Origin of the sequence: Cellulophaga sp. F20128 (genome assembly GCF_023015805.1) — a bacterium.
Lineage (GTDB): Bacteria > Bacteroidota > Bacteroidia > Flavobacteriales > Flavobacteriaceae > Cellulophaga.
In genome coordinates this window covers 257,794-277,854 of record NZ_JALKBA010000004.1, presented here as the reverse complement: position 1 = coordinate 277,854, position 20,061 = coordinate 257,794, and the positions used below count along the sequence as shown (strand labels likewise).

General features: G+C 39.0%; 17 protein-coding genes. 12 read left to right on the top strand and 5 right to left on the bottom strand.

The window, feature by feature from the left end:
* Positions 1 to 306: 306 nt before the first annotated feature.
* Complete coding sequence (locus MWU65_RS06525) at positions 307 to 693, top strand: DUF302 domain-containing protein (RefSeq protein WP_247076379.1); 387 nt, start codon at positions 307 to 309, stop codon at positions 691 to 693.
* 105 nt (positions 694 to 798) lie between these two features.
* Here MWU65_RS06525 and MWU65_RS06520 read toward each other — a convergent pair whose 3' ends face one another.
* On the bottom strand, positions 799 to 2,430 hold the full coding sequence (locus tag MWU65_RS06520; protein ID WP_247076378.1) for a sulfatase: 1,632 nt from the start codon (positions 2,428 to 2,430) through the stop codon (positions 799 to 801).
* A 535-nt stretch (positions 2,431 to 2,965) separates the two neighbouring features.
* Between MWU65_RS06520 and MWU65_RS06515 the strand changes: the two genes are divergently transcribed.
* From MWU65_RS06515 to MWU65_RS06505, 3 genes are all read left to right on the top strand, one after another.
* Positions 2,966 to 4,993, top strand: a complete 2,028-nt coding sequence (locus tag MWU65_RS06515) for an NADPH-dependent 2,4-dienoyl-CoA reductase (protein WP_247076377.1) — start codon at positions 2,966 to 2,968, stop codon at positions 4,991 to 4,993.
* A 230-nt stretch (positions 4,994 to 5,223) separates the two neighbouring features.
* Complete coding sequence (locus MWU65_RS06510) at positions 5,224 to 6,039, top strand: LytTR family DNA-binding domain-containing protein (RefSeq protein ID WP_247076376.1); 816 nt, start codon at positions 5,224 to 5,226, stop codon at positions 6,037 to 6,039.
* A gap of 89 nt (positions 6,040 to 6,128) precedes the next feature.
* A complete protein-coding gene (locus tag MWU65_RS06505) occupies positions 6,129 to 7,319 on the top strand; it encodes an intradiol ring-cleavage dioxygenase (RefSeq protein ID WP_247076375.1) in 1,191 nt (396 codons plus the stop codon).
* On the opposite strand, the gene MWU65_RS06500 is transcribed toward MWU65_RS06505, so the two are convergent.
* Together MWU65_RS06500 and MWU65_RS06495 are read right to left on the bottom strand one after the other, a co-directional pair.
* Complete coding sequence (locus MWU65_RS06500) at positions 7,316 to 9,811, bottom strand: FtsX-like permease family protein (protein ID WP_247076402.1); 2,496 nt, start codon at positions 9,809 to 9,811, stop codon at positions 7,316 to 7,318. The genes MWU65_RS06505 and MWU65_RS06500 overlap by 4 nt on opposite strands.
* 47 nt (positions 9,812 to 9,858) lie before the next feature.
* Positions 9,859 to 10,548 (bottom strand): ABC transporter ATP-binding protein, encoded by a 690-nt coding sequence (locus tag MWU65_RS06495; protein ID WP_247076374.1) that lies wholly within the window; start codon positions 10,546 to 10,548, stop codon positions 9,859 to 9,861.
* Positions 10,549 to 10,575: 27 nt separating this feature from the next.
* Between MWU65_RS06495 and MWU65_RS06490 the strand changes: the two genes are divergently transcribed.
* A complete protein-coding gene (locus MWU65_RS06490) occupies positions 10,576 to 11,316 on the top strand; it encodes an arylesterase (RefSeq protein WP_247076373.1) in 741 nt (246 codons plus the stop codon).
* 25 nt (positions 11,317 to 11,341) lie between these two features.
* On the opposite strand, the gene MWU65_RS06485 is transcribed toward MWU65_RS06490, so the two are convergent.
* Together MWU65_RS06485 and MWU65_RS06480 are read right to left on the bottom strand one after the other, a co-directional pair.
* Positions 11,342 to 11,962 carry a MarC family protein gene (locus MWU65_RS06485; protein WP_247076372.1) on the bottom strand — a complete coding sequence of 207 codons (621 nt, stop codon included), beginning with the start codon at positions 11,960 to 11,962 and terminating at the stop codon, positions 11,342 to 11,344.
* Positions 11,963 to 12,214: 252 nt separating this feature from the next.
* The gene (locus tag MWU65_RS06480) at positions 12,215 to 13,414 is read right to left on the bottom strand and encodes an acyl-CoA dehydrogenase family protein (RefSeq protein WP_247076371.1); all 1,200 of its coding nucleotides are present in this window, start codon (positions 13,412 to 13,414) and stop codon (positions 12,215 to 12,217) included.
* A 178-nt stretch (positions 13,415 to 13,592) separates the two neighbouring features.
* Between MWU65_RS06480 and MWU65_RS06475 the strand changes: the two genes are divergently transcribed.
* The 7 genes from MWU65_RS06475 to MWU65_RS06445 all read left to right on the top strand — a co-directional run bounded on the left by MWU65_RS06475 (position 13,593) and on the right by MWU65_RS06445 (position 20,051).
* Positions 13,593 to 14,231: a thiamine phosphate synthase gene (locus MWU65_RS06475; RefSeq protein WP_247076370.1), complete on the top strand. Its 639-nt coding sequence runs from the start codon at positions 13,593 to 13,595 to the stop codon at positions 14,229 to 14,231.
* A gap of 127 nt (positions 14,232 to 14,358) precedes the next feature.
* Positions 14,359 to 14,973: a TetR/AcrR family transcriptional regulator gene (locus MWU65_RS06470; protein ID WP_247076369.1), complete on the top strand. Its 615-nt coding sequence runs from the start codon at positions 14,359 to 14,361 to the stop codon at positions 14,971 to 14,973.
* Position 14,974: 1 nt separating this feature from the next.
* Complete coding sequence (locus MWU65_RS06465; protein WP_247076368.1) at positions 14,975 to 16,225, top strand: TolC family protein; 1,251 nt, start codon at positions 14,975 to 14,977, stop codon at positions 16,223 to 16,225.
* 10 nt (positions 16,226 to 16,235) lie between these two features.
* Positions 16,236 to 17,144, top strand: a complete 909-nt coding sequence (locus MWU65_RS06460; RefSeq protein WP_247076367.1) for an HlyD family efflux transporter periplasmic adaptor subunit — start codon at positions 16,236 to 16,238, stop codon at positions 17,142 to 17,144.
* A gap of 109 nt (positions 17,145 to 17,253) precedes the next feature.
* Entirely contained in the window at positions 17,254 to 18,156 is a 903-nt protein-coding gene (locus MWU65_RS06455) for an ABC transporter ATP-binding protein (RefSeq protein WP_247076366.1), read from the top strand.
* A complete protein-coding gene (locus tag MWU65_RS06450) occupies positions 18,156 to 18,884 on the top strand; it encodes an ABC transporter ATP-binding protein (protein WP_247076365.1) in 729 nt (242 codons plus the stop codon). The genes MWU65_RS06455 and MWU65_RS06450 overlap by 1 nt, the downstream gene beginning before the upstream one ends.
* 60 nt (positions 18,885 to 18,944) lie before the next feature.
* Positions 18,945 to 20,051: an ABC transporter permease gene (locus tag MWU65_RS06445; RefSeq protein WP_247076364.1), complete on the top strand. Its 1,107-nt coding sequence runs from the start codon at positions 18,945 to 18,947 to the stop codon at positions 20,049 to 20,051.
* Positions 20,052 to 20,061 lie beyond the last annotated feature (10 nt).

The following is a 20,061-nucleotide window of genomic DNA, read 5'->3' as shown; positions in this document are numbered from 1 at the left end:
ATATACATTCTAAAAATTAGGCACTACATTCTAAATTGTCCAACAAGGAATTTATCACCTTTCTATTAAGAAATCCGATTGCTACAATAAAAAGGAAAATAGGATATCCGTGCTTTTGGGTATGCTGTGGCTACCTGACTAATTAAGGCTACTTGTATTGTCAGTATTTCTGTATTTCGCACATAATGGACAAAGTAGCGCAAAGGAAGAAAATTCTATAAATAGTATGGACCGTTAATTTGCAAAGGGCAAATTATCTAAAGAAGCATACGAAAAACAAATGTTGAATATTATAAATTGAAAACTATGAAGTATTATTTTAATAAAACAATCAAAGGCACTTTTGAGGAAGTTATAGCTAAGGTTACGCAAGCATTAAAAGATGAGGGGTTTGGTATACTCACTGAAATTGACGTAACAGCAACCTTTAAAGAAAAACTGGATATAGACTTTAAAAAGTACAGGATCCTTGGTGCTTGTAATGCGCCCTATGCACATAAGGCCTTATTAGCAGAAGACAAAATTGGAACCATGTTGCCTTGCAATGTCATTGTACAGGAAATTGAAGAAGGAGTGTATGAGGTAGCCGCTGTAAACCCAATGGCCTCAATGCAAGCTGTGGTAAACGAAAAGTTACAAACGGTAGCTGAAGAAATTACAGCCAAGCTAGAGGGCATTATCAAAAACCTTTAATAGGACTATTTCGTATGGCTGCTTTGAAATAGTGCACAATGGCTGTAGACCCTTTTACTGCATGCGCCACAACGCTAAGGCTTCCTTCCCACTTGAATGAACAACTTATTTTTTTCGAATGGACTGTTCTTCTTTGGGGAGGTTCATATTAAACAAGGGGGCTTCTGTAAAGGTGGAATCTACCAAGACAGATTTTTCCCTTTTTAGATAGAACCAAGAGCCTGCCAAGTCTGGAAATTTTTCGCGTAAGGCATCATACTCCGGGTTTACGCAATGTTTGCCCCAAATGCCTAACATCAATTTTAAATTGTTTTCATCTTCTGGGTATTGGCCTTTATCGCCTGTTGTTGTGATCCAATTTTCTAAAACAGTAGCATATTCTTGTAGAACAGTTGTGTAGGCTGAGTTTCCTGCTAAATTATTCAGTTCAAAAGGATCTGCTTTTAGGTCGTATAATTCTTCTGCCGGTCTTTCATTTGCCATAAACCGATCTTGTACGGCATTCAGCTTGTTATCTTTGTGTAATTGGTGCATCACCTGAATAAATTCGATGCCATCTACATCCATATAGGTGGGTTGTGAATAGGGTCTGTCGGTCATAAAATTCCGGATGTATTTATATTCTTTTGAACGTACAGATCGAATGCGATCAATGGTGAAATCGCAACGGTCTCTAGTAGAAATAACATACTTCCGTTGGTCTGCTGCAGCCAACATATTTTTGCCTTCCATGTTCGCAGGGATTTCAATACCGGCCAATGCCAAAGCCGTTGTTCCCAGATCAAGGCCTGCAATTAAATCTTCATTTATGGTTCCTGCAGGAAGCGAAGCCTTCTGCTTTGTAAAATCGGCAATAATTAAGGGTACCTGTAATCCGCCATCATATAAAAACTGCTTGTTTCGGGTAATGCGCATGCCGTGGTCCGAGAAAAAGAAAACAATGGTATTTTCGAGCAAATTATTTGCTTTTAATTGGCGCATGATCTGCCCGACTTTTTCATCGGTAATTTGAATGGCCTCTAAATGAGCGGCATATTCTTCTACAAGCACCGGATGGTTAGGCAAATAAGGCGGCAGTGTAAATTTAGAGCGGTCTACGGGTGATTTTACATTTTCTTTAAAGCTACTAGAGAAAATTTCTTTGCCGCCGTACAATTGAATTTGTCCAAAGAAAGGTTGCTGGTCTTTTAAGGAAGCTATAGGCAAGCGTACCCCACTTTTACCATACAATGGGTGGATGGTATATTCTTGATCGTACAAATCTTTGCGTTCGTACAAAAAGTTGTAATCATCTTTACCATTATTAAAGGTAAAGTAGCCTTCTTTTTTAAACAGTGCTGGAATTGTTGCCAAGCCTTCTGGTAATTCTATGCCAGAATCTAGGGTTCGGGAGCTGTGATGATTTTGAGTGCCTGTAGTGGTTGCCATGACTCCTGTAATAATACTGCTTCGCACTGCAGAGCATACCGGGGCTGGCATAAAGACATTTTTAAACAATACGCCTTGTTGGGCCAAACTGTCAATATGGGGTGTGGCAATTAGGGAAGTTCCGTAACAACTTAACAAGGGTGCTGTATCTTCTAGGTACAACCATAAAATATTGGGTTTGTCTTTAGCAACAGTACTCTCCGCTAGTTTATCTTTTGTTTTAGGAGTATCATTACACGCGGTAACCCCAAAGATTAGGGCTGTAAAGAATGCTATTATTGCGCGTTTCTTTTTTTGTTGGTTGCTCATAGCCGTTGTTTGTTTGCAGTATAATAATACACTAATTTTTTGTTATAGGAAGTCCCCTTTTAGTTTTTAGGAAATGATGTAAAGTTGTTTAACAACAATGCTGATAGGTATTTTCATATTCGTAATTCTCTGAATACCCGTATACTACGGGAAAAACAGCTCAAAAATGCCAAAACAGCCTTGTAGCGGCTGCAGTAAGCGTTCTACGAATGGTATATACCAAGGCTGTATTATAGTAATATTCACCCCAGATTCTTGTCTAGATGGTTACTAGAAGCTAATTCACTTTTAATATTCCGAACAAGAGTGAAGTTTTATATTTTTAAGTGATTCTTAGGGATAGGATTTTTAGTACACAGTCTTCGAAGCATATTTTATCATTAAACCTATTTTTATTTTGAGTTAAAATCAAATTACCTAAACTTCCACTTAATTTTTTCTTTTCAGTTTGCCAAACTCTTAATGAATCCTAAAAAAAGTGTACCTTGCTATTTATTATGCATGCATAGTAACGCAATCCAAAACAGTCATCCAAATGAGCAAATACCCACATATTTTTGAGCCCTTAGATCTAGGATTTACCACCCTAAAAAACAGAATAATCATGGGGTCTATGCATACCGGTTTGGAAGAGAAAAAAAATGGGTTGGAAAAAATAGCCGCCTATTATGCAGAACGGGCCAAAGGTGGCGTGGGTCTTATTGTTTCCGGAGGTATTTCGCCCAATGTTCAGGGATGGACAGCGCCTTTTTCGGCACGTATGAGTACCAAAAAACATGCAAAACACCATAAAGTAATTACAGATGCAGTGCATAAAGAAGGGGGTAAAATATGCATGCAAATTCTACATGCAGGCCGTTACGGTTATCATCCTTTTCTAGTAGCACCATCGGCACAGAAATCGCCCATTACCCCTTTTAAGCCTTTTAAACTAAACGCCTCCGGGATTAAACGAACCATTCGTGACTTTGTCAATTCGGCCCAACTCTCCAAACTAGCAGGTTATGATGGGGTAGAAATCATGGGCTCGGAAGGCTACTTAATCAACCAATTTATTAGTGAACGTACCAACAAACGTACCGATGGTTATGGCGGGAGCTATGAAAACAGAATGCGCTTACCCATAGAACTGGTTAAACAAACCCGGGAAGCCGTTGGTGCCGAGTTTATCATCATCTACCGACTCTCCATGTTAGATTTGGTAGAAAAAGGAAGTAGCTGGCAAGAGGTGGTCACCCTAGGCAAGGAAATTGAAAAAGCAGGGGCCACCATTATAAATACGGGCATTGGTTGGCATGAAGCTAGAATCCCTACCATTGCAACCTCAGTACCAAGAGCTGCATTTACTTGGGTGACCAAAAAGATGAAGGCAGAACTAAGCATTCCCTTAGTGACCTCTAACAGAATAAACATGCCAGAAACGGCAGAAAAAGTATTGGCAGAAGGGCATGCCGATTTAATTTCCATGGCGCGACCTTTCTTAGCAGATCCAGAATGGGTACAAAAAGCGGAGGCCGACAAAGCAGACGAAATAAATACCTGTATTGGGTGCAATCAGGCGTGTCTAGACCATGTTTTTCAGCAAAAAGTAGCGAGTTGTTTAGTCAACCCCAGAGCTTGTCATGAAACGGAACTAAATTATCTGCCTACCGAGCAAAAGAAAAACATTGCTGTTGTAGGTGCTGGCCCTGCAGGATTAGCAGCCGCTACCGTTGCCGCCCAACGCGGACATGCAGTAACTCTCTTTGATGCCGATGCAGAACTAGGCGGACAATTTAATATGGCCAAGCAAATTCCGGGGAAGGAAGAGTTTTACGAAACCATTCGTTATTTTAAGAAACAACTAGAATTGCATAAGGTAAGCGTACACTTAAATACTCGTGTTGCCGCTGAAGATTTGCAAAAAGGAGGCTTTGATGAAGTGATTTTAGCGACGGGCATAAAACCGCGAACACCAACGATTCCCGGTATTGAACACCCCAAAGTACTGAACTATATTGATGTCTTAAAACTAAAAAAGCCGGTAGGGAAACGTGTTGCTGTTATTGGCGCTGGAGGCATTGGTTTTGATGTTTCGGAATATTTAGCCCACGAAGGGGAAAGTACGGCCTTGAATATTGACGCTTGGTTGCAAGAATGGGGTATTGATAAAACCTTAGAAGCCCGTAGTGGTACCGAAGGTGTAAAAGCGATAGTAGCACCATCAGCCCGAGAAATATTTATGTTTAAGCGGAGCAAAGGCAAATTTGGAAGCAATCTAGGAAAAACTACAGGGTGGATTCACAGAACGACCTTAAAAAAGAAGAACGTACAGTTTATCAACAATGTGCAATACATCAAAATTGATGATGAAGGTTTGCATTATATAGAAGACGAAACCCCAAAAGTATTGGCGGTAGATAACGTTGTCATTTGTGCGGGACAAATGCCTTTTAAAAATTTATTAGAACCCTTGGAAGCGAAGGGAATTACGGTTCATGTTATTGGAGGTGCAGATGTTGCGGCCGAATTGGATGCCAAACGTGCCATCAATCAGGCAAGCGTAGTGGCTTCAAAAATTTAAGGGGAATATTGGAGCCATAGTGGGTCGGTTTGCGTTTGGATTCGCCTATGCGCCTTGAAAATTCTCCCTATAAGAAAATTGGCTTGCTCCCCAACTAGTTTAGATTGACAGCTCATAAAATATAAATACTTTCATCTTTTGGTCTCATCCTGCATAAACCCAATATTTTTATTTAAATTGAGTTCGCTAAAAGTCCAATTCCCCAAGGCTTGGTCTTAATTTAAAACAGTATGGGCATACAGAAACTCAATCGCAAACTCCTATATCCCAGTTATGGGCTATTGGTTTTGTTCTGCCTTATCGTTTATGGTCTGGCTATTTTTCAAGACTTTGTTTTTTCTAAAATTCAATTTACAGGTTTCTATTGGCCAGATACCATGCTTTACAATACCTATTGGCTCCTATTTATTCCGTTGCTCTTCCTTGCCAATCGCTTATACCAAAAGTTTCACCCCAAAACATTAGCCACTAAAATCCTATACGTTCTAGGCACTGCCCTCGTTTTTTGCGTGGTCCATATATTCCTTTTTACGAGCCTTTTTATTTTGGCGAGCCATATCATTTATCCAGTGCCCCACCGTTTTATAACCATCCTTAAAAATGTGCTGTCCAACCACTTGTATCACACCCTAATTGCCTATGTCTGTAGTCCTTTTGTGGTGGACTATCTTCAAAGTAAAACCCAAGACAAGCAGTTCCCAATTGCAAAGTCGGCCCAAAGCTTGACCATTAAAAATGGAACCAGGCGTCTAAAGGTTGATATGGCAACCATCGTATGCATTAAAGCAGATAGACCTTATGCCATGCTGTATACAACAACTCAAAAAATCCTAAGCGATGACCGTTTAAAAAAACTTGAAAGCCTTTTAGATGCAGAATATTTTCTACGGGTGCATCGTTCTCTAATTGTCAATAAAAATCACATTAGGGAACTAAAATCGCGTAAAAATGGCGATTATGATGGGTTGATGTCCAATGGCCAGTCCGTACGCTTAAGTAGACATTATCGGGAGAATTGGAAGGAAGTCCTAAACCACTTAGGCTAAAAAACACTCCTACTACCCAATTTGCAGCTGTTTCGCTTTTATAAACACAAGATTTAGTGGTCTTTTACGGTTCACAAAAATCGAAAACTATGAAAAGAGCAATAGGTATTGGATTATTTTTTCTTGTGCTATTGGCAACAAGTTGTAATGGGCAAACAAAGAATGAAACAGCAGCCCCAAGCAGTCCCGATAAAATTGTAGGCGGTGGTTGCGACGGCTGCGAATTGATGTTTGTAGGTATGCCCAAAAACATAACGGCTATAGATAGCAGTTCGGCTTGGAATGACACCGGGCAACGACTGTTGGTTACAGGGAAAATATTAAAATTAGATGGACAAACTCCAGCACCCAATGTTATTGTTTATTATTGGCAAACCGATAGCAAAGGTTATTATTCCGGTGGCCAAGGAGAATCAAAACGGCATGGTGGTATTCGGGGATGGGTACAATCTGATGCCCAAGGAAACTACGCCATATATACCATAAGACCCGGGAATTATCCAAATTCTGAAATGCCAGCGCATATTCATCTGTCTATCAAAGAACCTGAGATTGGTGATCCCTACTATTCAGATGGTTTGGTATTTGATGATGATCCAAAACTGACAGGAGCTGAACGGAAGAAACTCGAAAATAGAGGAGGCAGTGGTATTTTACGCGTATTGCAAGATGGGGAGCTGCAGGTGGCGGAACACACTATTATATTAGGGCTCCATATTCCTAATCATCCTGATAAACGGCCGCTAAAACTACAATCGGGCCTTGAAATAGGGGAAGACAATCCTTCCTTTACACCCTTCCATGCTTGGGGCCCAGACAAGGGATCCATTGCCTGCCCCGTATGTAAATACGGCCGCTATCACGGTATTGTCTATTTTGTAGGCAACAATCCCAATTGGAGTGATATCAAAAAATGGCTGCTATTTTTAGAGCAAGAAAGTATTATGCGTGAAAAATACCTAAAGGCGTATTTTGTGTATGGCAATGAAAACGAATACAGCAAAGCCAAAAGACAGCTAGAATTGGAGGAACTGGGAAAGACATTGCAGCTCGAAAAAATTGCATTAACCTTTGTGCCTTCCTTTGTAGACACCCATTCGGACGTCCATCTCAATAAAATAAATCCTGCCGCAGAAAACACCATGATTATTTACCGAAATAAAAATATCATTGGAAAATTTATTGACCTCAAACCTACCCAAGAAAACCGAACCAAGGTATCAGAAATGCTGGATAGAATGACAAATGAATTTTTTGAATTGCCGGCTGCCAAACACTAGCCTTCTCTTCGTAACACCTCTAAGGGAGAACTCTTTAATACGGTTTGGATGTTGCTTAAGCCAATTCCTAAAACCAAGAGGGTAATGCCCGGTAAAAACACCAGTACCGGAATAATAGACGGTACAAAGGGTTCTTGAAAAACAAATACCGCCAAGAACAAACTGCTCACCAAGGCTAATAGAATCCCAACCAAGCTGCCTAAGAGGCCTAAAAACACATATTCAAAGGCCGTAATTTGCAAAATCTGTTTGTTTTTGGCACCTAGGGTTCGCAACAACACACTTTCTTTTATGCGTTGGTATTTGCTGGTTCGGACAGAACCTATCAACACAATAATACCGGTAAGGATGCTAAAGAAGGCCATAAAATTAATGACCCAAGATACCTTGTCTAGAATCCCTTCTACCAGGGTAAACACCTGTCGTAAATCGATTATAGACACATTGGGGAAGCTACGTACCAAATCGCGCTGCAAGCTGGCAGAACTAGCTTCATCAGGAACCGCAGTTGTTACTACATTAAACTGTGGCGCTTCTTCCAAAACACCGGTAGGAAATACAATGCTAAAATTGAGTTGTATCTGTGACCAATCTACCGTTCGGATACTACCCACAGTAGTTTCCATAAGTACGCCTTGAATATTAAAAACAATAGTATCCCCAACGGTAATACGAGCATCTGCTGCGATATTATCTGAAATAGAAATGACCACTGGATCATTAGGCTTTAAACTAGGCGTCCACTCCCCTTTTTGCAATTCTTCCGAAGCCACCAGCGTATCTCGATAAGTGGTTCTAAATTCATGATTTAAAATCCATCCTCGAATGCTCCTTGTGCTATCTTGGCGGATGTCATTTACGAGTCGCCCTTTAATACTATGCATGCGCATAGTTACCAGTGGAATATTGTTAAGTACCGGCAAGCCTTTGCTGGTAATACTTGCTGCTAATTCATTGCGTTGTTGTGGTTGTACATCCAGGATAATAATATTTGCATTTTGAGTGGTCTCTCCTACTGTTGTTTTTGCTAGGAGGATATCTTTGGAAAAATACAAGGTGCTTATTAGAAACATGCCCAAACCGATGGCAACGACCAATACCACCGTTTGGTTGTTGGGTCTAAACAAATTGAGTAAACTTTGGCGGAACGTAAAACGCCATTGTTTTGGAAAAAAACGTTTAATGAGTCGGATACAGCCTATTGCAACTCCTGCTAACAGTACAAAGGTAATCACCGTTGCTCCAACAAATACCAAGGCATATTGGGTGCTTTGAATAAGCCAAAGGGCAAATAGAAATAGGAAGATTAAAATAGCGCCAAATACGAGAAAACGTATTTTTAAGGGTTCTTGCGGTGCATTTTCATCTACTCGCAATACGTCTAAGGGCGATACATACCAGCTGCGCAATAGAGGCAATAAGGCAAACAAAACGGACATGAAGAGTCCTAGGAAAACCCCAATAAATAGTGGTTCAGCAGAGATGGAAACATCTAAGGTAAAGGGTAAAAAGTCTTTTAAAAGGTACGGAAATAGCAGTTGCAGTCCCATGCCTATGAGCGAGCCCAAGAGTCCGCCTAGAATACCAATCCCTGCAATTTGGATCAGGAAAATCAGAAAACTTTGCAAGCGTGAGGCGCCCATACATTTTAAAACGGCAATGGCGCTCAACTTCTCTTTCATGTAAATATGTACAGAGCTGGCAATACCAATACAGCCCAAAAGTAAGGCGATAAAGGCCGTTAAATTCAGGAATTTACCCACATTATCATAGCGTTTCCCCAAGCGCCTCGTGGCTCCAGTATGGGTTTGTATGTCTGCATTCTCTAGATCCAAAATGGGCTCTAGTTTGTTTTCGAGCACTCTTAAATTTAAAGTATCTGATACCTTGAAGAAATACTGATATTCTTTGCGACTCCCAAACTGTAGCAATTCTGTTGCTGCAACATAGCGAAAGGGTATAATCACAGGCGGTGCCACCGAACTGGTGATGGCAGAACTTCCTGGAATGGATTTTAAGGCCCCAGCAATAGGAAGTGTTAGTTCTCCTATTTTTATAGAATCCCCGGCTTGTACATTAAATTGGAGCATTAAGGTAGCATCTACCAAAGCGCCACCAGATTCCTGATAACTCGCGGCCGAAACGGCAGGAAGGGTTTCTAGGGTACCATAAAAGGGAAAGTCGCCCTGCAAGGCACGTACTTTTACTAATTTGGTGCCTCCGTTTTTAGAAAAGGCTACCATAGATACAAAATTGACCTCGGAAGCATCAGGTGCTAAAGAATCAATGATTGCTTGTGCGCGCTCCGTAGGTTCTTGTTTAGAGTCGATAATATAATCGGCTCCCATCAAGGTTTTAGACTGACTTTGGATGTTCTCCTTTAAATTGGTACTAAACAATTGAATGGAAACCACGGCAGCGATACCCAATATAATGGATGCCATAAATAATAACAGTCGCACTTTACTGGCTTTGGCATCGCGCCAAGCCATTTTAAAAAGCCATGTTAGTTGTATATTTTGCTTAAAATTGGAGTTTTTCACAGTACAGCGGTAGGTTCATTGGTTACTATTTTTCCACCTTTTAGCTTTAAGATTTGTTGCGTGCGATTGGCTAATTCCAAATCGTGTGTAATTATCACCAAGGTGGTGCCACGCTCTGTATTTAAATCGAGCAATAGCTGAATGACTTTTTCCCCGGTTTCTTCATCTAAATTTCCGGTAGGCTCATCTGCAAATAAAATGGAAGGGGCATTGGAAAAAGCCCGTGCTAAGGCTACCCGCTGTTGCTCCCCACCCGAAAGTTGGGACGGATAATGGTGTATGCGGTCTCCTAGGCCTACTTTTTCTAACAAAGCCTTACTCTTCTTTGTGGCTACTTTAGACCCTTGTAATTCTAAAGGCACACTCACATTTTCAAGGGCGGTCAGGGTTGGTAACAATTGGAAGTTCTGAAAAATAAATCCCACTTCTTTGTTACGCAACTGTGCTCGTTGGTCTTCATTTAAATCGTTTAAATCTTGTCCACACAACTCTACCGTACCGGAATTGGGGGCATCTAAGCCTGCGCAAAGCCCAAGCAAGGTGGTCTTTCCACTTCCAGATGGACCTACAATAGAGAAGGTCTGTCCTTGGGCAACATCAAAAGAGATGTCTTGCAAAACCGTTAATTGTTTGTTACCACTGCTATAAGTTTTTTCCAACCCAGCAATCTTTAATATCTTTGACATGTAAATTTTAATTTAAAAGACCAACTTATGTCCAAGGCCCAAAATAATCAATTGCATTCAATTGTACCTACTAGAATGGCTCCGAAACTCCTAAAGTTTTGTTATTTTATTATAGCGCTGCTCTCCATTTCTTGTGGAGAAGCGAATCCAAAAAATACAACAGATACCCAAACCACTGAAGTAGAGGCAAAAGAGTCGGTAGCACCAATTACGGTAAGTAAAACTATTTTGTGTTTTGGGGATAGTATTACAGCAGGGTATGGTTTAGATGATACGGATGATGCCTATACAGGGGTATTGCAACAACAGATAGACAGTTTAGACTTGGATTATACGGTGATTAATTCTGGTGTAAGCGGCGAAACAACTGCTGGCGGGAAAAGCAGAATTGATTGGGTAATACAACAGAAGCCTAGTATCTTTCTCTTAGAACTTGGTGCCAATGATGGTTTGCGTGGCGTAGCCCTAACGGAAACCAAAGCTAATTTACAAGCCATTATTAATGTGGTCAAAGAAAAGAGTCCGGAAACTACCATTGTACTTGCAGGCATGCAATTGCCACCAAATATGGGATTGGACTATACCACTGGCTTTAAAAACCTATTTATAGATCTAGCGGAAGACAATACCCTTGCATTGGTACCCTTTATATTAAAGGATGTAGGCGGTATTGCAGATCTAAATCAAAATGATGGTATTCACCCCAATGTTGCTGGGCATAAAATAGTGGCGCAGAATGTTTGGGAAGTGCTACAACCTTTATTGTAATTATTATTCGCTTTAGAAAGTATTCTTAGGACATTAGATTAAAGGATATTTTAATTCCTTGTATAATCATTCCTGTACCAATAATGGCAATAATTAATCCCATGATTTTCCCAATTACGGAGATCACATTGTTGCCAACCAAACGCACAATCAGGTCACTAGCTCTAAAGGTTAGATAGGTAATGATACTCATGAATGCGAATATAGCGATGACTAAAACGATGTGAATGGGTTGTACTTTAGACACAAAATTCATAGCGGTTACAATAGTTCCTGGTCCCGCTAAAATTGGAATAGCCAGTGGAGATACCGCAATGTTTTCATCAATGTTAACGTTTTTAATGCTTTTTACATTGGATTGTTTGGATTGTAGCATTTCAAAACCAATAAAAAAGATAAGGATTCCACCTGTAATTTTAAAGGCGGGAATACTGATATTAAACAATTCAAAAATAAACTTACCCAAGAGCACAAAAACGGTTACAATGATAAAGGCTATAAAGTTTGCTCTTTTATTGATATCGTTTTTCGTTTTTTTATCGGCACCCTGTGTTAAGGATACAAACACTGTCATGTTTGATATCGGATTGGTGATGGCGAAAAATCCTGTAAATACAGTAATTGAAAACGTAATTAAGTTATCCATTGGTTGGAAAATTTTACTTTAAAAAAAGTGCAAACCTACTTCTTTAAATTGAAATTAATTTTGATTTTTTCAGATATTTTAATACTTATAAATGCACCTTATTTGAAACCGTATTTTAAGGTAGCAATTGCTGAAATTAAATAAATTATCTGAGGTTTAAAAAAATAAGAGCAGAAATTAGACTGTGGCTACCGCCTGCCAAAATGGAACTTTATGGAGTATTTATTGAAACGATGGTTATTGTCTGGTAGCTCACTTCTTATTTTTCAACGCTTTTAGCTCTTGATACAGTTCTTTAAACAAACCCCGGGCTATAAGTATTTTCATAATCTCATTGGTGCCGGCATAAATTCTTGCCACCCTATTGTCTGCATACATACGGGCAATAGGGTATTCCCACATATAGCCATAGCCTCCAAATAACTGCAAACATTCATCTACAACAGTACCGTGCATTTCTGTAGCGGAGTATTTGGCCATAGAAGCGCTTTCTGCCGTTAGGCGTTGTTCTGATAACAACAGGGTACAACGGTCTAAAAAAGCCTGATGCAGTTGTAACTGTGTTGCGCATTCGGCAAGTTTAAATTGGGTATTTTGAAATTGGGCAATAGGTTGTTTAAAAGCGGTTCTTGTAGAAGTATAGGCAATAGTATTTTTAATAGCTCCCTCTGCCCCACCAATGGCATTTAGAGCAACAGTTAAGCGTTCTCTAGGTAACTCTGACATCATCATTTTAAATCCATCACCCTCTTTTCCCAAGAGATTATCTTTTGGCACTTTTACATTGTCAAAAAACAATTCGCAAGTATCCTGGGCTTTCATTCCAATTTTTTTAAATGGGATACCTTTCTCAAAACCTGCGGTATCGCTTTCCATTAGCAATAACGACAGGCCTTCTTTGGCTGTTCCTAGCTGGGTTTTAACGGCTACAATGCTCATATTACTCATATACCCATTGGTGATAAAGGTTTTTTGTCCGTTAACTACATAATGGTCGCCCTTATCTACAGCAGTTGTTGTAATGGCTTTAAGATCACTGCCACAATTTGGTTCGGTCATGCCTAAGGATGTAATGAGCTCGCCTCTAGCCATTGGGGGCAGGTATTTCTGCTTTTGGGTTTCAGTTCCATACTTTAAGAGGTAAGGAGCCACAATATCAGAATGCAAAGAAAAACCGGGACCGCTGATTCCTTTTTTTGCTAATTCTTCAATAAATAACGCACTATAACTAAAATCTAGACCACTACCGCCATACTGCTCGGGCATGTCTATACAGAGTAAACCTAATGCTCCGGCGCGTAGCCATATTTCGCGACTTACCATTCCGTTTTCTTCCCATCCATCGATCTGATCCATAATTTCATTGCGAATGAAGTCCTGAATCATTTCTTGCATCATTTGATGTTCTTCTGATGCGTATATTTCACGTGCTATTAAAACATTTTGTAACATAGGTCTCGTTCTTTAGAGTTGTTGTATTGCTTAGAAAAAGGATTGCCCCTCCGCGCTAGATGTACTAAAGATAGCAATAATTCAAGGGCGGTAAACATTGGTTGTACTTGGGGTTCTTGGGTCCTATTAATAATTGTATTTTTGCAGCTCATTATAATTCGTTTCCAAGAACCAAGACATGCTGATACCAAAACTACATTATATCGCCGAGGGAAATTCTCCCAAAGAACTGCTAGACAACATTCAAAAAGCCTGTACATCTGGAGTAGAATTGGTACAATTGGGTTATAAAAATGTATCAGAAAAGAAATTTTTAAAACTAGCTACGGCGGCTTTAAAAATTACATCACATTTTCAAACAAGATTAATCATTAACGAACACTATAAAATAGCCAAGGCCATAAAGGCAGATGGAGTCCATTTGGAAACCACAGCCCCCTGCCCTACGCTAGTGCGTAAACAGCTATATCCCTGGCAAATGATTGGGGCAACAGCAAATAACTTGCAAGAGTGCGAGGCATTGGTAGCCAAGGAAGTTGATTATATCAGCCTAGGTCCTTTTAAAGGAGAAAGTACCAAGGAAATTTTGGTTTTGGGCGTAAATGGCTATACTGCCATTACCGAAGCCCTACAGACCGAAACACCCATTTTAGGTTTTGGAGGCATCACCATAGTAGATGTACCCGCCCTAGTAACAGCGGGAATTTCAGGGCTTGCCCTTTCTTCAGAAATTTCCAATAATTTTGACGGGATACGAGATTTTAACAAGCTCTTAAACTCCTCTTCTACCCAAGAACAGCGGCATAGCTTTGACTAGATAGGTAGTGCCGCTACTTAATTTATAGCCACCACTCCCCGCTTTCTTTTATTAATGTAATGGATTTCTTTCCCTAATTAAATATTTACTATCTTTGTTAACCAGTTGGTTAAACTAAATAGTTAAAATGGCGAGAACAAAAGACGAAAATACAGAAGGACAAATATTGGATGCTGCAAAAAAAGTATTTCAATCCAAAGGAATGGATGGTGCCCGTATGCAAGAGATTGCGGATAAGGCGGGAATTAATAAGGCCATGCTTCACTATTATTACCGTAGCAAACAATTGCTTTTTGAAGCCGTTTTTAAAAATGCATTTTCCCTTTTAGCACCTCAGTTAAATGCTATTTTAAACGATGATTCGTCCATTGAAGATAAAATCAGAAATTTTACATCAGATTACCTCACCTTTATTATAAAGCATCCGTATTTGCCCAATTTTATTATTCAGGAATTGAATAGGAATCCCGATTTTATTGCAAAACTCAAAGAGAATACTGGCTTTCCAAACCTTGAAAAATTTAAGCTGCAAGTTGCTTATGAAGTGGAGCATGGGAGTATTAAGCCTATAAGTGCCGAACAATTATTTATCAATATCATGGCGCTTAATATTTTTCCGTTTGTAGCGAAGCCTTTAATTATGGCCTTTACAGATACAGATTCGACGACCTTTAAACAACTAATGGAAGACCGAAAAACAGAAGTTTCTAACTTTATTATTAACGCTATAAAGCCTGCTTAAAATGAAAGCTGTTCTACTAATTCTCTTATTTCTAACAACGCTTCCCAGTATAGCACAACAGCGCATTACTTTGGAGGAATGCTACAGTTTTATCGCAAAAAATTATCCCTTGGCAAAGCAAGCCCAACTATTAGATGCCCAATATGCGTTAGATACAGAGGTTATATCTAATGCCAAATTACCCCAATTAAATTTGGATGCTCAGGCTACTTATCAATCGGATGTAATAGAAATTCCGATTCCAAATACTACGGTAGAACCCTTGAATAAAGATCAATATAGAGCAACCCTTTCTGTAAATCAGCTTATTTTTAACGGGGGTGCCACAGCGGCAGCCCTACAACTAAAATCGGCTCAAAATAGAAGCAAACAAAAACAACTTGCTGTAAACCTATACCAATTAAAACAAAAGGTGAATCAATTGTACTTTTCAATCCTATTGTCACAAGCAACCAATGCCTTATTAGCTGCCAAACAAAAGCAATTGCAAGCCAAATTAGGAGAAGTTCAATCGGGCATAAAGTATGGAGTTATTTTACCTGCATCAGACAAGGTTCTTGAAGCAGAACTACTAAAACTAAAACAACAAACCATAGCTGTACAAAGCACTACAGCTTCCTTAATAGCAACTTTGGCAAGCAGTATTGGACACCCTTTAGACGCTAATACACGCTTTCATCAACCTGAAATAATCTCACCCTTAGATCGCCAAATAAACCGTCCCGAATTGAAATTGTTTCAATTTAAAAAGGAGGAGATTGAAAGCAATGAAGTTTTACTCGCCAAGCAAAATTCGCCAAAGCTACTCGGTTTTGCAACTGGCGGATATGGAAACCCAGGACTCAATATGCTCGATAATTCTTTTCAATCCTTTTATACCGTAGGCCTTAAATTAAACTGGAAGGTATTTGATTGGAATGCGAATAAAAAACAACGGCAGTCTCTAACGATTACCAAAGATATTGTAGACACTGAGACCGAGGCTTTTACATTAAATACCAACATAGCGCTGGATCAACAAGAACAGGAAATTGCTAAAATTGAAAGCTTTATTACTACGGATCTAGCCATCATCAACCTAAGAAAAGAGGTGCTTAGTTCCGCTGATTCACAACTAAAAAATGGGGTGATTACCGCCTCGGCCTATATCACAGAACTCACCAATTTATATGCGGATGAAAATACCTTGATTACCCATAAAATTCAATTACAACTTGCAAAAGCAAATTACAATGTCCTGCATGGACTCTAATTATTTTGAAATGAAAAACTACAACTATATTTTAGGCATAAGCCTTATAGTGAGCACGCTGTTTTCCTGTGGTAACGATACGGGTAAAGCAGATGGATATGGTAATTTTGAAGCGACGGAAATTACCATATCCGCTGAAAATAACGGAAAATTAATGGCGTTTGCTATAAACGAGGGGGACCAACTAGCATCAAAACAATTCATAGGGTATATAGATACCATTCCCCTGGCCTTACAACGTGAACAATTGGTGGTTTCTAAGGCGGTTATTAGTTCAAAATCAAAGGGGGTTTTGTCGCAAATCAATGTACTGAACGCCAAATTGAAAACAGCAAATACCAACAAAGAACGCAGCCTACACCTTCTCGAGGAGAATGCCGGAACTCAAAAGCAGTTGGATGATATTTTAGGAGAGATTAGCGTTATAAAAAATCAAATAAGAAGTGTAGAAATACAGAATGCGCCAGTGGTGAATGAATTGAAAGCGATAGATGTACAACTCCAACAAATGGACGACCAAATTCAGAAAAGCAAAATCGTAAATCCAATAGAGGGTACCGTTTTAACCAAGTACGCAGAACCCAATGAAATTGTAGTTTTTGGCAAGCCCCTGTATAAAATTGCCGATTTAAATACCATGCAATTGCGTGTCTATGTTAGTCAAACCCAATTGGCTGCTATCCGTATTGGCCAAGAAGTATGGGTGAAAATTGATGATGCCAACGGTATGAAATCCTATTCAGGTACTATTGGGTGGATAGCTTCGGAAGCCGAGTTTACACCAAAAATAATTCAGACTAAAGAAGAGCGGGTTGCCTTAGTCTACGCCCTAAAAATTAATGTAAAAAATGATGGTAACCTTAAAATAGGAATGCCAGCAGAACTATGGCTAAACAAGACTGAAACGAAAAATTACTAATATGTACACCAATGAAATATGTAGTTTTCACCTTAGGCCTACCGTTGCCTCTAAACTAAAGGAAAGTATGAAAGAAATTATAAAAGTGTATCATACCTATTTCAAATAAATGGGAATTACTGTAAGAAACATATCAAAAACCTATAAAAATGTAAAAGCCTTACAGGATATTTCCTTTGCGGTAAAGCCAGCAGAGATTTTTGGACTGATAGGCCCTGATGGGGCAGGTAAAACAACCTTATTTCGGATTTTAACCACCCTCCTCTTTGCAGATGAAGGTAAGGCAACAGTAGCGGGTTATGATGTGGTTACTGCCTATAAGGATATTCGAAAAAGTGTGGGTTATATGCCCGGGAAATTTTCCCTTTATCACGACCTAACTGTGGAAGAAAATTTAAATTTCTTTGCAACTATTTTTGGAACAACCATTGAAGAAAACTACGAGTTAATTGAAGACATCTACGTACAAATAGCTCCTTTTAAAAACCGTAGAGCAGGAAAATTATCGGGAGGAATGAAGCAGAAACTCGCTTTGTGTTGCGCATTAATTCACAAGCCCAAAGTCTTGTTTTTAGATGAGCCCACAACAGGAGTGGATCCAGTATCACGGAAAGAATTCTGGGAAATGCTTAAGCGATTGCAAGAAAAGGAAATTACCATATTGGTTTCAACACCCTATATGGATGAGGCTGCATTGTGCGACCGGATAGCACTAATACAAGCGGGAAAAATTTTACAGATAGATACCCCAGAAGCCATTGTACGGCATTATCCTAAGCAAATATACAATGTAGGTGCATCTAACATGTATGCGCTAATAAACAGCTTAAAAGCCTACGAGCACAAACACAGCGTGTATCCTTTTGGGGAGTTTGTTCATTATACCGACCGTAGATCCAATTTTAATCCCGAAGATTTAAGGAGGTATTTGGAATCACAAGATCTAAGACAGCTAGCAATTGAAGCTACCGCTGCCACTATTGAAGACACCTTTATGGAATTAGCGAAATAATGGAGCATAACAAAGTCATACAAGTAACTCACTTAACCAAGACTTTTGGTGATTTTACAGCGGTAAATGCCATTAGTTTTGAGGTTGAAAAAGGAGAAATTTTCGGTTTTTTAGGGGCCAATGGTGCTGGGAAAACTACGGCTATGAAAATGTTGATTGGTATTTCTACACCTACCTCTGGTAAAGCCAGAGTTGCGGGGTTTGATGTGTTTACACATGCAGAAGACATCAAAAGGAATATTGGGTATATGAGTCAGAAATTTGCTTTGTATGACGATTTAACGGTTAAGGAGAATATTACCTTTTTCGGTGGCATTTACGGTTTATCGCGCAAACAAATTCGAGAAAAATCGGCCCTTTTAATAGATGAATTGGGACTTGAAAAAGTGGCGCATTCCTTGGTGGGTGCTTTGCCTTTAGGTTGGAAACAAAAATTATCCTTTTCGGTTTCTTTAATTCACGATCCAAAAATTGTGTTTTTAGATGAACCCACGGGAGGTGTAGATCCTATTGCAAGGCGACAATTTTGGGAAATGATTTACAAAGCAGCCAACCGTGGAACTACTGTTTTTGTAACGACACACTATATGGATGAAGCGGAATATTGCGATCGGGTTTCTATAATGGTTAATGGTAGAATAGAAGCCTTAGACACCCCCAAGAAATTAAAAGAGCAGTTTAAGGCTGCCAATATGAACGATGTGTTTTTAAAATTGGCTCGGGGGTGAAAATAAGTTTTCAGTAGCGATTTATAATTGTTGTATGCCGTATAATATTTAGGTTTTAGTATGAAAAGATTTAGAGGCTTTATTCAAAAGGAATTCTACCATATTTTTAGGGATAAACGCTCCTTGTTTATTCTTTTTGGAATGCCTATTGCCCAAATTTTGTTGTTTGGTTTTGCGATTACCAATGAAATTAATAATGTAGATATAGCTATCCTTGACCATTCTAAAGATGCCACTACAGAAGAAATTATCAATAAAATAGGGGCTTCCAAATACTTCAGTATTCAACAAATTATTGAAAAAGAAGCGGATATTGAAACTATTTTTAAAAAAGGAAAAGTAAAAGCAGTTTTAACTTTTGAAAAAGACTTTAGCAAAAATCTAATTAAAGAACACAAGGCAACGGTACAAATTATTGCCGATGCTACAGACCCTAACACGGCAAATACGATAAGTAATTTTGTAAATGCCATTCTTCAGAAGTATCAAAACGAATTAAATAAGGAGGTGACCATAGCGTATCAAATTGTACCAGAAACACGGATGGTGTACAATCCAGAATTAAAGAGCGTATATATGTTTGTGCCTGGGGTTATGACTATTATTTTGATGTTGGTTTCCGCAATGATGACTTCCATTTCCATTACTAGAGAAAAGGAATTAGGTACAATGGAAATACTGCTAGTTTCGCCCATAAAGCCATTCCAAGTGATTCTTGGAAAAGTATTTCCCTATATTTTTCTATCCATTATCAATGCTATTGTTATTGTGCTTTTAAGCCTATTTATTTTTGATATGCAGGTTCAGGGAAGCTTGTTTTTATTGGGCTTAGAAAGTGTTTTATTTATAGTTAGTTCTCTGGCCTTAGGTATTTTAATTTCAACCATTTCTGCATCCCAGCAAACAGCAATGATGATTTCCCTTATGGGACTGATGCTTCCTGTAATATTATTATCTGGTTTTATATTTCCTATTTCAAGCATGCCCCTACCCTTGCAAATCATCAGTAATATTATACCCGCCAAATGGTTTATTATTATTCTAAAAGGTATTATGCTTAAGGGAGTAGGAATTCAATTTATATGGAAAGAAACATTGATTTTATTTGGAATGACGGTATTTTTTATAGGATTGAGTATAAAAAAGTACAAAATACGCTTGGAATAAAAAATAGGTA